The sequence below is a fragment of the Pseudomonas glycinae genome, from assembly GCF_001594225.2.
Taxonomy (GTDB): Bacteria; Pseudomonadota; Gammaproteobacteria; order Pseudomonadales; family Pseudomonadaceae; genus Aquipseudomonas; species Aquipseudomonas glycinae.
Map to the genome: position 1 here is coordinate 5,049,505 of NZ_CP014205.2, position 15,235 is coordinate 5,064,739.

The window sequence follows — 15,235 nt, forward strand, 5'->3', positions numbered from 1 at the left end:
GCATGAACAGCACGCTTATCCAGACAGACCGTTTCACCTTGAGTGAAACCGAGCGCTCGGCCATCGAGCACGAGCTGCATCACTACGAAGATCCGCGCGCGGCGTCGATCGAAGCCTTGAAGATCGTCCAGAAGGAACGCGGCTGGGTGCCGGACGGCGCTCTGTACGCCATCGGCGAGATCCTCGGCATCCCGGCCAGCGACGTTGAAGGCGTGGCCACGTTCTACAGCCAGATCTTCCGTCAGCCGGTCGGCCGTCACATCATTCGCGTCTGCGACAGCATGGTCTGCTACATCGGTGGCCACGAGTCGGTGGTCAGCGAAATCCAGAACAACCTGGGTATCGGCCTGGGTCAGACCACCGCCGACGGTCGCTTCACTCTGCTGCCGGTCTGCTGCCTCGGCAACTGCGACAAGGCACCGGCGCTGATGATCGATGACGACACCTTTGGCGATGTCCAGCCTGCCGGCGTCGCCAAACTGCTCGAGGGCTACGTATGACCCTGACTTCTTTCGGTCCGGCCAACCGCATCCAGCGTTCGGCCGAGACTCACCCGCTGACCTGGCGCCTGCGTGACGACGGCGAAGCCGTCTGGCTCGACGAGTACCAGGCCAAGAACGGTTACGCCGCTGCGCGCAAGGCTTTCGCCGACATGGATCAGGACGCCATCGTCCAGACCGTGAAAGATGCCGGCCTCAAAGGTCGCGGCGGTGCAGGCTTCCCCACTGGCGTGAAGTGGGGCCTGATGCCAAAGGACGAATCCATCAACATCCGCTACCTGCTGTGCAACGCGGATGAAATGGAGCCGAACACCTGGAAAGACCGCATGCTGATGGAGCAACTGCCCCATCTGCTGATCGAAGGCATGCTGATCAGCGCCCGCGCGCTGAAAACCTACCGTGGCTACATCTTCCTGCGTGGCGAATACACCACCGCCGCCAAGCACCTGAACCGTGCCGTGGAAGAAGCCAAGGCAGCCGGCCTGCTGGGCAAGAACATCCTGGGCAGCGGCTTCGATTTCGAGCTGTTCGTCCACACCGGTGCCGGGCGTTACATCTGCGGTGAAGAAACCGCACTGATCAACTCCCTCGAAGGTCGCCGCGCCAACCCGCGCTCCAAGCCGCCCTTCCCTGCCGCCGTTGGCGTGTGGGGCAAGCCGACCTGCGTGAACAACGTTGAAACCCTGTGCAACGTGCCGGCGATCATCGCCGACGGCGTGGACTGGTACAAATCGTTGGCCCGCGACGGCAGCGAAGACATGGGCACCAAGCTCATGGGCTTCTCCGGCAAGGTCAAGAACCCCGGCCTGTGGGAACTGCCCTTCGGCGTGACCGGTCGCGAGCTGTTCGAAGACTACGCCGGCGGCATGCGCGACGGTTACAAGCTCAAGGCCTGGCAGCCAGGCGGCGCCGGTACCGGTTTCCTGTTGCCGGAACACCTCGACGCACAAATGTACGCCGGCGGCATCGCCAAAGTGGGCACCCGTATGGGTACCGGCCTGGCCATGGCGGTGGACGACAGCGTCAACATGGTGTCCCTGCTGCGCAACATGGAGCAGTTCTTCGCTCGCGAATCCTGCGGTTTCTGCACCCCATGCCGTGATGGCCTGCCATGGAGCGTCAAGCTGCTGATGGCCATCGAACAAGGTCGCGGCCAGCCGGGTGACATCGAGACCCTGCTGGGTCTGGTCAACTTCCTCGGCCCGGGCAAGACCTTCTGTGCTCACGCACCGGGTGCCGTGGAGCCGTTGGGCAGTGCCATCAAATACTTCCGTCCAGAGTTCGAAGCCGGTATCGCGCCTGCAAGCGCCGCCGTCCCGCCCCTGGCGAAGCCGATCGTAGTCGGCGCGTAAACGCTTAAAAAGGCGAAGGGTCCGTGCCCTTCGCCTTTCGTCCGATGACGCCTTTCGGGGCTGACTGGATTCGGACGGATAACAAGATTCCATTAGCCACGCCCGCTGACACCGGGCCAACGAAGACCTTTGAACCATGGCCACTATCCACGTAGACGGCAAAGCGCTCGAAGTCGACGGGGCAGACAACCTGTTACAGGCATGTCTGTCGCTGGGCCTCGACATCCCTTATTTCTGCTGGCACCCCGCGCTTGGTAGCGTCGGGGCCTGCCGCCAGTGCGCGGTCAAGCAGTACACCGACGAGAACGACACCCGTGGTCGCATCGTCATGTCCTGCATGACGCCTGCCACCGACAACACCTGGATCTCCATCGACGATGAAGAATCCAAGGCGTTTCGCGCCAGTGTTGTTGAATGGCTGATGACCAACCACCCGCACGACTGCCCTGTGTGCGAGGAAGGCGGTCACTGCCACCTGCAAGACATGACCGTGATGACCGGCCACAACGAGCGCCGTTATCGCTTCACCAAACGCACCCACCAGAACCAGCAACTGGGCCCGTTCATTTCCCACGAGATGAACCGCTGCATCGCCTGCTACCGCTGCGTGCGTTTCTACAAGGATTACGCTGGCGGCACCGACCTCGGTGTATTCGGCGCTCACGACAACGTGTACTTCGGTCGCGTTGAAGACGGCACCCTCGAAAGCGAGTTCTCCGGCAACCTCACAGAGGTCTGCCCGACCGGTGTGTTCACCGACAAGACTCACTCCGAACGCTACAACCGCAAGTGGGACATGCAGTTCTCGCCAAGCATCTGCCATGGCTGCTCGAGCGGTTGCAACATCTCCCCGGGCGAGCGTTACGGCGAACTGCGTCGCATCGAAAACCGTTACAACGGTTCGGTGAACCAGTACTTCCTGTGCGACCGTGGCCGTTTCGGTTATGGCTACGTCAACCGCACCGACCGCCCACGTCAGCCACTGCTGGCCGACGGCACCAAGCTTGGACTGGATGCCGCGCTGGACAAAGCCGCCGACCTGCTGCGCGGTCGCAACATCGTCGGTATCGGTTCACCGCGTGCCAGCCTGGAAAGCAACTACGCGTTGCGTGAACTGGTAGGCGCCGAGCACTTCTACTCCGGTATCGAAGCCTCCGAGCTGGAACGCATCCGTCTGGTCCTGCAAGTGCTGAAAGACAGCCCGCTGCCAGTGCCGAACATGCGCGACATCGAAGACCACGACGCCGTGTTCGTCCTCGGTGAAGACCTGACCCAGACCGCCGCCCGCATGGCCCTGGCCCTGCGTCAGTCGGTAAAAGGCAAGGCCGAAGACATGGCCGAAGCCATGCGCGTTCAGCCTTGGCTCGACGCTGCGGTGAAGAACATCGGTCAGCACGAACTGAACCCGCTGTTCATCGCCAGCCTGGCTGAAACCAAGCTCGACGACATCGCCGAAGAATGCGTACACGCCGCTCCTGACGATCTGGCACGCATCGGTTTCGCCGTGGCTCACGCCCTGGACGCCAGCGCGCCTGCCGTTGAAGGCCTGGACGCTGAAGCCCTGGAACTGGCCAAGCGCATCGCCGATGCCCTGCTCGCTGCCAAGCGTCCGCTGATCATCGCCGGTACTTCGCTGGGCTCCAAAGCCTTGATCGAAGCGGCTGCGAACATCGCCAAGGCCCTGAAGCTGCGCGAGAAAAACGGTTCGATCAGCCTGATCGTGCCGGAAGCCAACAGCCTCGGCCTGGCCATGCTCGGTGGCGAATCGGTTGATGCTGCGCTGCAAGCAGTGATTGACGGCAAGGCCGACGCCATCGTCGTGCTGGAAAACGATCTGTACACCCGTACCGCCAAGGCCAAGGTCGATGCGGCACTGAACGCTGCGAAAGTAGTGATCGTTGCCGACCATCAGAAGACCGCCACCAGCGACCGCGCGCATCTGGTTCTGCCAGCCGCCAGCTTCGCTGAAGGCGACGGTACGCTGGTCAGCCAGGAAGGTCGCGCCCAGCGCTTCTTCCAGGTTTTCGACCCGCAATACATGGACGCGAGCATTCTGGTCCACGAAGGCTGGCGCTGGCTGCACGCCCTGCGCGCCACCCTGCTGAACCAGCCGATCGACTGGACGCAACTCGACCACGTGACCGCTGCCGTTGCTTCGAGCACGCCGCAACTGGCCCGTATTGTCGACGCAGCACCGTCCGCCTCGTTCCGCATCAAGGGTCTGAAACTGGCCCGTGAGCCGCTGCGTTACTCCGGTCGCACCGCGATGCGCGCCGACATCAGCGTTCACGAACCACGCACCCCGCAAGACAAGGACACCGCGTTCGCCTTCTCGATGGAAGGTTACTCGGGCTCCGCCGAACCGCGTCAGCAGGTGCCGTTCGCCTGGTCGCCGGGCTGGAACTCGCCGCAAGCCTGGAACAAGTTCCAGGACGAAGTCGGTGGTCACCTGCGCGCTGGCGATCCGGGCACTCGCCTGATCGAAAGCAGCGGTGATTCGCTGAACTGGTTCGCCAGTGTTCCGCGCGCGTTCAACCCGGCCCAGGGCACCTGGCAAGCCGTGCCGTTCTACCACCTGTTCGGCAGCGACGAGAACTCGTCGAAAGCCGCTCCGGTTCAGGAACGCATTCCGGCTGCGTACGTCGCACTGGCCAAGTCCGAAGCGGATCGCCTGGGCGTCAACGACGGCGCACTGCTGAGCCTCAACGTTGCGGGCCAGACCCTGCGTCTGCCGCTGCGTATCAATGAAGAACTGGGCGCAGGTCTGGTGGCATTGCCTGCGGGCATCGCCGGCATTCCACCGGCATTCGCCGGCGTATCCGTTGATGGTCTGCAGGAGGCAGCGCAATGACCTGGTTCACCCCTGAAGTGATCGATGTGATCCTGACGGTCATCAAGGCCATCGTGATCCTGCTGGCCGTGGTGGTCGCAGGCGCTTTGCTCAGCTTTGTCGAACGTCGCCTGCTGGGCTGGTGGCAGGACCGTTACGGTCCGAACCGCGTTGGCCCATTCGGCATGTTCCAGATCGCGGCCGACATGCTGAAGATGTTCTTCAAGGAAGACTGGACCCCTCCGTTTGCCGACAAGGTGATCTTCACCCTGGCGCCGGTGGTGGCCATGTCCGCCCTGCTGATCGCGTTCGCGATCATCCCGATCACCCCGACCTGGGGCGTGGCGGATCTGAACATCGGTCTGTTGTTCTTCTTCGCCATGGCCGGTCTTTCGGTCTACGCGGTGCTGTTCGCCGGCTGGTCGAGCAACAACAAGTTCGCCCTGCTCGGCAGCTTGCGTGCCTCGGCGCAGACCGTGTCCTACGAAGTGTTCATGGGCCTGGCCCTGATGGGCATCGTGGTGCAGGTCGGCTCGTTCAACATGCGCGACATCGTCGAGTACCAGGCGCAGAACCTGTGGTTCATCATTCCGCAGTTCTTCGGCTTCTGTACCTTCTTCATCGCTGGCGTGGCCGTGACTCACCGTCACCCGTTCGACCAGCCGGAAGCGGAACAGGAACTGGCCGACGGTTACCACATTGAATACGCCGGTATGAAATGGGGCATGTTCTTCGTCGGTGAATACATCGGCATCATCCTGATCTCGGCGCTGCTGGTCACCCTGTTCTTCGGTGGCTGGCACGGTCCGTTCGGCATCCTGCCGCAACTGTCCTTCGTCTGGTTTGCACTGAAGACCGCGTTCTTCATCATGCTGTTCATCCTGCTGCGCGCTTCCATCCCGCGTCCGCGTTATGACCAGGTGATGGATTTCAGCTGGAAATTCTGCCTGCCACTGACCCTGATCAATTTGCTGGTGACCGCTGCAATCGTGTTGTGGAACACGCCTGCGGTTGCGGTTCAGTGAGGATTTGACCCATGTTCAAATATATTGGCGACATCGTTAAGGGTACCGGTACCCAGTTGCGCAGCCTGGTCATGGTCTTCGGCCATGGTTTTCGCAAGCGCGACACCCTGCAATACCCGGAAGAGCAGGTCTACCTGCCGCCACGCTACCGTGGCCGCATCGTCCTGACCCGCGACCCCGATGGCGAAGAACGCTGCGTAGCCTGCAACCTGTGCGCCGTGGCGTGCCCGGTGGGTTGCATCTCGCTGCAGAAAGCTGAAACCGAAGACGGTCGCTGGTACCCGGACTTCTTCCGTATCAACTTCTCGCGCTGCATTTTCTGCGGTCTCTGCGAGGAAGCCTGCCCGACCACCGCGATCCAGCTGACCCCGGATTTCGAGATGGCCGAGTTCAAACGTCAGGACCTGGTGTACGAGAAAGAAGATCTGCTGATCTCCGGCCCCGGCAAAAACCCTGATTACAACTTCTATCGTGTTGCAGGTATGGCCGTTGCGGGCAAGCCGAAAGGCGCCGCACAAAACGAAGCCGAGCCGATCAACGTGAAGAGCTTGCTGCCTTAAGGAAGAACGATGGAATTCGCTTTCTATTTCGCATCGGGTATCGCTGTTGTGTCCACATTGCGTGTGGTCACCAACACCAATCCTGTGCACGCCCTGCTCTACCTGATCATTTCGCTGATCGCCGTGGCCATGACCTTCTTCGCACTCGGCGCACCGTTCGCCGGCGTGCTGGAAGTGATCGCCTACGCCGGCGCCATCATGGTGCTGTTCGTGTTCGTGGTGATGATGCTGAACCTGGGGCCTGCCTCGGTTCAGCAGGAACGCACCTGGCTCAAGCCCGGCATCTGGGCAGGACCGGTGATTCTCGCCGCCCTGCTGCTGGCCGAACTGCTGTATGTGCTGTTCGCTCACCAGAGCGGTCAGGCCATCGGTCAAACCACCGTGGACGCGAAAGCCGTGGGCATCAGCCTGTTCGGTCCGTACCTGCTGGTGGTCGAACTCGCCTCGATGCTGCTGCTCGCTGCAGCCGTCACGGCGTTCCATTTGGGCCGTAACGAGGCGAAGGAGTAAGACATGCCTGCTATCCCTCTCGAACATGGTCTGGCGGTTGCCGGCATCCTGTTCTGCCTTGGTCTGGTCGGCCTGATGGTCCGCCGCAACATTTTGTTCGTGTTGATGAGTCTGGAAGTGATGATGAACGCCTCTGCACTGGCCTTCATCGTTGCGGGCGCCCGCTGGGCGCAACCGGATGGACAGATCATGTTCATCCTGGTGATCAGCCTTGCAGCCGCCGAAGCCAGTATTGGCCTGGCGATCCTGCTGCAACTGTATCGCCGCTTCCACACGCTCGATATCGACGCTGCCAGTGAGATGCGCGGATGAACCTACTCTTTCTGACTTTCGTATTCCCTCTGATCGGATTCCTGTTGCTGTCGTTCTCGCGCGGCCGCCTCTCGGAAAACCTGTCGGCGCTGATCGGTGTCGGCTCCATCGGCCTGTCTGCCATCGTCGCGGCCTACGTGATCTGGCAGTTCAACGTCGCTCCACCGGAAGGTGGCGTATACGTCCACGTACTGTGGAAATGGATCTCGGTGGAAGGCTTCCAGCCGAACTTCGCCCTGTACCTGGATGGTCTGTCCGTGACCATGCTCGGTGTGGTGGTCGGCGTGGGTTTCCTGATCCACCTGTTCGCCTCCTGGTACATGCGCGGTGAAGCCGGTTACTCGCGCTTCTTCGCCTACACCAACCTGTTCATCGCCAGCATGTTGTTCCTGGTCCTGGGCGACAACCTGCTGTTCATCTACTTCGGTTGGGAAGGCGTGGGCCTGTGCTCGTACCTGTTGATCGGTTTCTACTACAGCAACCGCAACAACGGTAACGCCGCACTGAAAGCCTTCATCGTCACCCGTATCGGCGACGTGTTCATGGCAATCGGCCTGTTCATCCTGTTCCAGCAACTGGGCACGCTGAACGTCCAGGAACTGCTGGTGAAGGCGCCTGAGCACTTCAAGGTCGGCGATTTCTGGATCGTGCTGGCAACCCTGATGCTGCTGGGTGGTGCGGTCGGTAAATCGGCTCAACTGCCGCTGCAAACCTGGCTTGCGGACGCGATGGCCGGCCCTACCCCGGTTTCGGCACTGATCCACGCCGCAACCATGGTGACTGCCGGTGTCTACCTGATCGCCCGTACCCACGGTCTGTTCGCCCTGGCGCCGGACATTCTGCACCTGGTCGGCATCGTCGGCGGTGTGACCCTGGTACTGGCCGGTTTCGCCGCACTGGTGCAAACCGACATCAAACGTATCCTCGCCTACTCGACCATGAGCCAGATCGGCTACATGTTCCTGGCGCTGGGCGTTGGCGCCTGGGAAGGCGCGATCTTCCACCTGATGACCCACGCCTTCTTCAAGGCCCTGCTGTTCCTTGCTTCCGGTGCGGTGATCGTTGCCTGCCACCACGAGCAGAACATCTTCAAGATGGGCGGCCTGTGGAAGAAACTGCCGCTGGCCTACGCCAGCTTCATCGTCGGTGGTGCCGCTCTGGCCGCCCTGCCACTGGTGACCGCAGGTTTCTACTCCAAGGACGAAATCCTCTGGGAAGCGTTCGCCAGCGGCAACCACGGTCTGCTTTACGCAGGTCTGGTCGGCGCATTCATGACGTCGCTGTACACCTTCCGCCTGATCTTCATCGCGTTCCACGGTGAAGCCAAGACCGAAGCCCACGCCGGTCACGGCATCGCTCACTGGCTGCCACTGTCGGTGCTGATCGTGCTGTCGACCTTCGTCGGCGCCATGATCGTTCCACCGCTGCATGGCGTACTGCCCGAGAGCGTTGGCCATGCCGGTGGCGAAGCCAAGCACAGTCTGGAAATCGCCTCGGGCGCCATCGCCCTGGCCGGTATCCTGCTGGCGGCCCTGCTGTTCCTTGGCAAGCGTCGCTTCGTGACCGCGATCGCCAACAGCGGCATCGGCCGTCTCCTTTCGGCCTGGTGGTTCGCTGCCTGGGGCTTCGACTGGATCTACGACAAACTGTTCGTCAAGCCGTACCTTGCGATCAGCCACATGCTGCGCAAAGACCCGCTCGACCAGACCATCGGTCTGATCCCGCGCATGGCCAAGGGGGGTCACACCGCCCTGAGCCGTACCGAAACCGGTCAACTGCGTTGGTACGCTGCTTCGATGGCTGCTGGTGCCGTGTTGGTCATCGGCGCTGTCGTGCTGGTAGCGGTCTGATATGAACCTTGCGAATTTGCGAAAGGAAACGAGCCCGTCATGATTCTGCCTTGGCTAATCCTGATCCCCTTCATCGGCGGCCTGCTGTGCTGGCTGGGTGAGCGCTTCGGCGCCACCCTCCCCCGCTGGATTGCGCTGTTGACCATGACCCTGGAACTCGCCCTCGGCCTCTGGCTGTGGGCCCACGGTGACTATTCATTTGCACCGGCACCTGGCGCCGATCCGACCTGGGCGCTTGAGTTCAAGCACGTCTGGATCCAGCGCTTCGGCATCAACGTGCACCTGGCCCTCGACGGCCTGTCGTTGCTGATGATCCTGCTGACCGGTCTGCTGGGTATCCTGTCGGTACTCTGCTCGTGGAAAGAGATTCAACGTCACGTTGGCTTCTTCCACCTGAACCTGATGTGGATCCTGGGCGGCGTTGTCGGCGTGTTCCTCGCCCTCGACCTGTTCATGTTCTTCTTCTTCTGGGAAATGATGCTGGTGCCGATGTACTTCCTCATCGCGCTCTGGGGTCACAGTTCTTCGGACGGCAAGAAAACCCGTATCTACGCCGCGACCAAGTTCTTCATCTTCACCCAGGCTTCCGGCCTGATCATGCTGGTGGCGATCCTCGGTCTGGTCCTGGTCAACTACAACAGCACCGGCGTGATCACCTTCAACTACGCCGATCTGTTGAAGACCAAGATGTCGATGACCACCGAGTACATTCTGATGCTCGGCTTCTTCATCGCCTTCGCGGTCAAGCTGCCCGTGGTTCCGTTCCACTCCTGGCTGCCTGACGCTCACGCCCAGGCGCCGACTGCAGGTTCCGTCGACCTCGCCGGTATCTTGCTGAAAACCGCGGCCTACGGTCTGCTGCGTTTCGCCCTGCCGCTGTTCCCGAACGCCTCGGCCGAGTTCGCGCCGATCGCCATGACCCTCGGTCTGATCGGGATCTTCTACGGTGCGTTCCTCGCTTTCGCGCAAACCGACATCAAGCGTCTGATCGCCTTCTCGTCCGTTTCCCACATGGGCTTCGTACTGATCGGCATCTACTCCGGCAGCCAACTCGCACTGCAAGGCGCCGTGATCCAGATGCTGGCGCACGGTCTGTCGGCCGCTGCACTGTTTATCCTCAGCGGTCAGCTGTACGAGCGTCTGCACACGCGTGACATGCGTGAGATGGGCGGTCTGTGGTCGCGTATCGCTTACCTGCCGGCGATCAGCCTGTTCTTCGCAGCCGCTTCTCTGGGTCTGCCGGGCACCGGTAACTTCGTCGGCGAGTTCCTGATCCTGATCGGTACGTTCGCCAGTGCTCCTTGGATCACCGCGATTGCCACCTCCGGTCTGGTGTTCGGTTCGGTCTACTCGCTGATCATGATCCACCGCGCTTACTTCGGTCCGTCCAAATCGGATTCGATCCTGCACGGCATGGACGGTCGCGAACTGATCATGGTGCTGGGCCTTGCGGTACTGCTGATTTACCTCGGCGTCTACCCGCAACCGTTCCTCGACACTTCTGCCGCCACGATGCATGGCGTGCAGCAGTGGCTCGGCACCGCCTTCACTCAACTCGCTTCGGCCCGGTAAGAGCGCTATGGAATTCACGATTCAACACTTTATTGCGCTTGCGCCACTGTTGATCACCAGCCTCACCATTATCGTGGTGATGCTGGCAATCGCCTGGCGCCGCAACCACTCGCAGACCTTCCTGATTTCGGTGGCCGGTCTGAACCTGGCCTTGCTGTCGATCCTGCCGGCACTGAAAGTCGCGCCTCTGGCCGTGACTCCATTGCTGCAGATCGACACCTTTGCCTGCCTGTACATGGCGCTGATCCTGGTCGCCACCCTCGCCTGCGTCACCCTCGCCCACGCCTACCTCGGCGATGGCGGTTCGGGTTACCCGGGCAACCGTGAAGAACTGTACCTGCTGATCCTGATGGCTGCCGCCGGTGGCCTGGTTCTGGTCAGCGCGCAGCACCTGGCCGGCCTGTTCATCGGTCTGGAACTGCTGTCGGTGCCGGTCTACGGTCTGGTGGCCTACGCCTTCTTCAACAAGCGTTCGCTGGAAGCCGGCATCAAATACATGGTGCTGTCGGCCGCCGGTTCCGCGTTCCTGCTGTTCGGTATGGCGCTGCTGTACGCAGACTCGGGTTCGCTGAGCTTCGTCGGTATCGGTCAGGCTTTGGCCGCGACCGGTCTGCCAAGCTCGCTGGCGCAACTGGGCCTGGGCATGATGCTGATCGGTCTGGCGTTCAAGCTGTCGCTGGTACCGTTCCACCTGTGGACGCCGGACGTGTACGAAGGTGCTCCGGCACCGGTGGCCGCGTTCCTCGCCACCGCGTCGAAAGTGGCTGTGTTCGCGGTCATGGTTCGTCTGTTCCAGATCTCCCCTGCCGCAAGCAGTGGCGTACTGAGCAACGTGCTGACCATCATCGCCATTGCCTCGATCCTGTTCGGTAACCTGCTGGCCCTGACCCAGAGCAACCTCAAGCGTCTGCTCGGTTACTCGTCCATCGCGCACTTCGGCTACCTGCTGATCGCACTGGTGGCGAGCAAGGGCCTGGCGGTGGAAGCCATCGGCGTGTACCTGGTGACCTACGTGATCACCAGCCTCGGCGCCTTCGGTGTGATCACCCTGATGTCCTCGCCGTACAACGGCCGTGACGCAGACGCGCTGTACGAATACCGCGGCCTGTTCTGGCGCCGTCCGTACCTGACCGCCGTACTGACCGTGATGATGCTGTCCCTGGCCGGTATCCCGCTGACTGCAGGCTTCATCGGCAAGTTCTACATCATTGCTACCGGTGTCGAGTCGCACCAATGGTGGCTGGTCGGTTCCCTGGTACTGGGCAGCGCCATCGGCGTCTTCTACTACCTGCGCGTGATGGTCACCCTGTACCTGATCGAACCAAACCTGCGCCGCCACGACGCCCAACTGCACTGGGAACAGAAAGCAGGCGGCGTGATGCTGCTGGCGATCGCTGTGGTTGCGTTCTTCCTCGGCGTCTACCCACAACCGCTGCTGACCCTGGTCCAGCAATCGGGCCTGGCGGGCTGATCGCTCAGCGATAGCTGGCTACAAACAGAAACGGCACCTTCGGGTGCCGTTTTTGCGTCTTGGGAATCCATTACGAGTGTCCTGCCCCTTCCTGCTTAAACTCCAGAAAGCTCCCGCTGAATTGTCGGTTTCGTCCTACAGCCCGTATTCGGTTCTTGGAGCTATCGTGTGTGAGCGGGATAAAGCAGCTTCGCAGGCACATTGAATGCACTGGCCGATCGACAGGACACAGGGAAATCATATTGAATATTCACAACATACATACCACTTACGAAAAAATGTATGCATATGAAGAAGAGATAAAAAACAGCATTTCAATAAAAACCCAAATAATATTTACAGCAATATTCGCTCTTGCTTCAGCAACAATCTATCTCGCGCGATTTCTAGACTTCACGTTCAACCCCAAGATTGCATATGTTATTTCTTTCCTCGCAGCAACAACTTTAATAATTTCAGCAATATCCACATATTTCAATTGCAAAGCTTTTAGCGGCTCTGAATTCAACAGAATGCCATATGCAGAAAAAATCAAGGAATACTACGAAAGTCAAATAGAGTACAACGATGAGCTTGCCAAATATAACGCCCAAGTAGCTCAACACGAACAAATACCCTTAATCAACCCAGCCAAAGAAACCGTTAGCTTTATATCAAACACTTACATTAGCTGTTCTACACATAACGCCCTAGTCAACGAAGAGCGATCCCGCTGGGTGTTTAAAGCACTTTCAACTTTTCTGATGGCCTGTATTCCCCTCGCTATAGGCAGCTTGCTATTTGTTCTCTTTGACATGGATACCTCCTCTCCCAGGAAAAATTTTGCAATAAAAGATACATATGTAGGAGATCAAATCGCCGCTTTAAAAACTCAGCTGTTAAATGACTCTAGATCTGACGCGGTAGCAGACCTGAAAAAAGGACTATAATCCTCGAAAATATAGTTCTTCAAAAAGGGGCGGAAAAATTGAGCGAACCCAATAAACCAGCATTGAGCGAACAAAAAGCTCTGCCCCAAGCACCTGTAAAACCGTCTGTTCCACCATCCAGAAAGACGTACGACGATGTTAACGGCGGTCCCAATAGGAATCAGAAATGAAAGCGACCAACGGCCCGTCCAAACCAGTAAATGAGACCAGACCGACACCACCAAAAAAGCCCTCTGCACCAGTGGTACGCCGTGTTGTCAACGAGAGAGTTATAAATAGAAAGGAAATAGCGCTAGATAATAGATGACCATCAATCGAAACCATTCGGTCATGATCTACCACTCAAAAAAAACGGCTTCTTCGGATGCCGTTTTGTTTTTTGGTATTTCATTTCAAAAAACTCTGACACCCCTGATGGACGCAACCGAAGATAGCGATCCTTTTATCGTAGATGCCATCTGCTCTTTAGGCGTTTCCCTGCAAGTCACTGGGCAATGTATGACATTTGAAAGGAGCCATTTACCAGTAAATTCGAAGATCAATTTTCTGAAGGAGATGGCGAACCACGAACCGAGATATTTTTTCAGAGTTGATGGACGGCCTCGAGGCGTTAGCCGATGAACGTAAAGACAAAGTCACCTTGAAAAAAACGCGCGCCCAACGGATCGGAACCATGAAGGGCAAACTCACACTTCCCAATGACATCGATACCTCTCTGCCAGAAGACGTGCTGGATAGCTTCGAACGGTAGAAACGAACATCTGCATACATGGAACAATCAGATCCACCCTGTGTGTGAGTTTCGACTCCACCCCACCTGACAAAATCGTAATTCCCCCATCACCTCCGCGTTATCCGCAGCCTGCAACGATGTCACCCGGCGACTCTCCCGGCGGGCCCTTGCCCGTTCGAACAATAAAACCCACGCCGAAGCTCGTTCCCGTTCTGCCGAACCCAAGGAGTGATTGATGGTTAACAACACAAAAATGTCGATGGCCGCTCTGGCAGTGGTTGTCGGCGCCGGGCCGTCCACGGTGTTTGCAGAAGAAAAACCCGAAGGGTTTATCGAAGGCAGCAGCCTGACGGTGCTCAACCGTAACCTCTATTTCAACCGTGACCACCGCAACGGCCAGTCCAGTCCCACGGGCAATGGTTATTCTGAAGCCTGGGCCCACGGCATCATCGGCAAGTTCGAATCCGGTTTCACCCAGGGCACCGTCGGGGTCGGGGTTGATGCTTTTGCGATGATCGGCCTGAAGCTAGATACCGGAGACGGCCGCAACGGCGGCCGCAGTTCGTTCGATGTATTGCCGGTCAACAGTGACGGTGAAGCACGGGACGAATACACCAAGGTTGGTGGAGCCGCCAAAGTGCGCGCTTTCGATACCGTGGTGAAAGTCGGTGATGTGTTCCCGACCAACCCGGTGGTCGCGGCGGGCGATTCACGATTGCTGCCGGAAAGCTTTCGCGGTGTGACGGCGACCAACACCAGCGTCGAAGGCCTGTCGATCCAGGGCGGCCGGTTGCATGCGATGAGCCAACCTGTGTCCAGCGACTTGCGCGAGAACTTCGCGACTTTCTATGCCGGCCCGGTCAATTCGCCGTGGATTGCTTACGGCGGCGGCGATTACGCGCTGAACAAAAATCTGAGTTTCAGCCTGTACTCCAGCCGCCTCAAAGATGCCTGGAACCAGTACTACGCCGGCACCGCCTGGACGTATCCGCTGTCGGATGACCTGTCGCTGTTCGGCGGCCTGAATTACTACAAGGCGGTCGACGAGGGCAAACAGTTGCTCGGCGAGTTCGACAACAACATCTGGAGCGGCCGCGTCGGCGTGAAGCTCGGCGCCCACTCCGTCGCCCTCTCCCACCAGCGCAACAACGGCAATGATGACTTCGATTACCTGCGTCAGTCCGACTCGATCTTCCTCGACAACTCCATTCAGTACAGCGACTTCAACTCGCCGAAAGAGCGTTCGTGGATGGTGCGCTACGACCTCGACATGACCACCTATGGCGTGCCGGGCCTGTCGTTCATGAGCCGTTATGCACGCGGCACTGACGCTGACTATTCCAACGCCAACGCCGTGTACATGCGCCGCGATGCCGAGGGCAATCCGCTGACTGACCAGAAGCGCTGGGAGCGTGACATCGAAGTCAAATACGTGGTGCAGAGCGGTTCGATGAAAGACCTGTCGCTGCGTCTGCGCCAGGCCACTACCCGCGCCACCGCGTTCGAATCGGATCTGGATGAAGTGCGGGTGATCGTCGAATACCCGCTGGCGATTCTCTGAGTTTCACGAGCAATGCCCATTCACCTTTAG

General features: G+C 59.3%; 12 protein-coding genes. All 12 read left to right on the plus strand.

Annotated elements, in window-relative coordinates:
• The first annotated feature begins 2 nt into the window (after nucleotides 1-2).
• The 12 genes from nuoE (at nucleotide 3) to AWU82_RS23220 (ending at nucleotide 15,205) form a co-directional block, all read left to right on the plus strand.
• Nucleotides 3-500 (plus strand): NADH-quinone oxidoreductase subunit NuoE, encoded by a 498-nt coding sequence (gene nuoE, locus AWU82_RS23165; RefSeq protein WP_003223804.1) that lies wholly within the window; start codon nucleotides 3-5, stop codon nucleotides 498-500.
• A complete protein-coding gene (gene nuoF, locus AWU82_RS23170; protein WP_064380702.1) occupies nucleotides 497-1,852 on the plus strand; it encodes an NADH-quinone oxidoreductase subunit NuoF in 1,356 nt (451 codons plus the stop codon). Before nuoE ends, nuoF begins: the two co-directional genes overlap by 4 nt.
• 136 nt (nucleotides 1,853-1,988) lie before the next feature.
• The gene (nuoG, locus tag AWU82_RS23175) at nucleotides 1,989-4,703 is read left to right on the plus strand and encodes an NADH-quinone oxidoreductase subunit NuoG (protein ID WP_064380704.1); all 2,715 of its coding nucleotides are present in this window, start codon (nucleotides 1,989-1,991) and stop codon (nucleotides 4,701-4,703) included.
• A complete protein-coding gene (nuoH, locus tag AWU82_RS23180) occupies nucleotides 4,700-5,707 on the plus strand; it encodes an NADH-quinone oxidoreductase subunit NuoH (RefSeq protein ID WP_007951460.1) in 1,008 nt (335 codons plus the stop codon). Before nuoG ends, nuoH begins: the two co-directional genes overlap by 4 nt.
• A gap of 11 nt (nucleotides 5,708-5,718) precedes the next feature.
• On the plus strand, nucleotides 5,719-6,267 hold the full coding sequence (gene nuoI / locus AWU82_RS23185) for an NADH-quinone oxidoreductase subunit NuoI (protein ID WP_011334960.1): 549 nt from the start codon (nucleotides 5,719-5,721) through the stop codon (nucleotides 6,265-6,267).
• Nucleotides 6,268-6,276: 9 nt separating this feature from the next.
• Complete coding sequence (gene nuoJ / locus AWU82_RS23190) at nucleotides 6,277-6,777, plus strand: NADH-quinone oxidoreductase subunit J (RefSeq protein ID WP_011334961.1); 501 nt, start codon at nucleotides 6,277-6,279, stop codon at nucleotides 6,775-6,777.
• 3 nt (nucleotides 6,778-6,780) lie between these two features.
• A complete protein-coding gene (gene nuoK / locus AWU82_RS23195) occupies nucleotides 6,781-7,089 on the plus strand; it encodes an NADH-quinone oxidoreductase subunit NuoK (protein ID WP_003180046.1) in 309 nt (102 codons plus the stop codon).
• Entirely contained in the window at nucleotides 7,086-8,939 is a 1,854-nt protein-coding gene (gene nuoL / locus AWU82_RS23200) for an NADH-quinone oxidoreductase subunit L (RefSeq protein ID WP_064380706.1), read from the plus strand. Before nuoK ends, nuoL begins: the two co-directional genes overlap by 4 nt.
• Nucleotides 8,940-8,978: 39 nt before the next feature.
• A complete protein-coding gene (nuoM, locus tag AWU82_RS23205; RefSeq protein WP_011334963.1) occupies nucleotides 8,979-10,511 on the plus strand; it encodes an NADH-quinone oxidoreductase subunit M in 1,533 nt (510 codons plus the stop codon).
• A gap of 7 nt (nucleotides 10,512-10,518) precedes the next feature.
• Nucleotides 10,519-11,982: an NADH-quinone oxidoreductase subunit NuoN gene (gene nuoN, locus AWU82_RS23210; protein WP_011334964.1), complete on the plus strand. Its 1,464-nt coding sequence runs from the start codon at nucleotides 10,519-10,521 to the stop codon at nucleotides 11,980-11,982.
• A 242-nt stretch (nucleotides 11,983-12,224) separates the two neighbouring features.
• Nucleotides 12,225-12,911, plus strand: coding sequence for a hypothetical protein (locus AWU82_RS23215; RefSeq protein ID WP_223290653.1), 687 nt, complete (start codon nucleotides 12,225-12,227; stop codon nucleotides 12,909-12,911).
• A gap of 968 nt (nucleotides 12,912-13,879) precedes the next feature.
• Nucleotides 13,880-15,205 carry an OprD family porin gene (locus tag AWU82_RS23220; protein ID WP_064380707.1) on the plus strand — a complete coding sequence of 442 codons (1,326 nt, stop codon included), beginning with the start codon at nucleotides 13,880-13,882 and terminating at the stop codon, nucleotides 15,203-15,205.
• Nucleotides 15,206-15,235 lie beyond the last annotated feature (30 nt).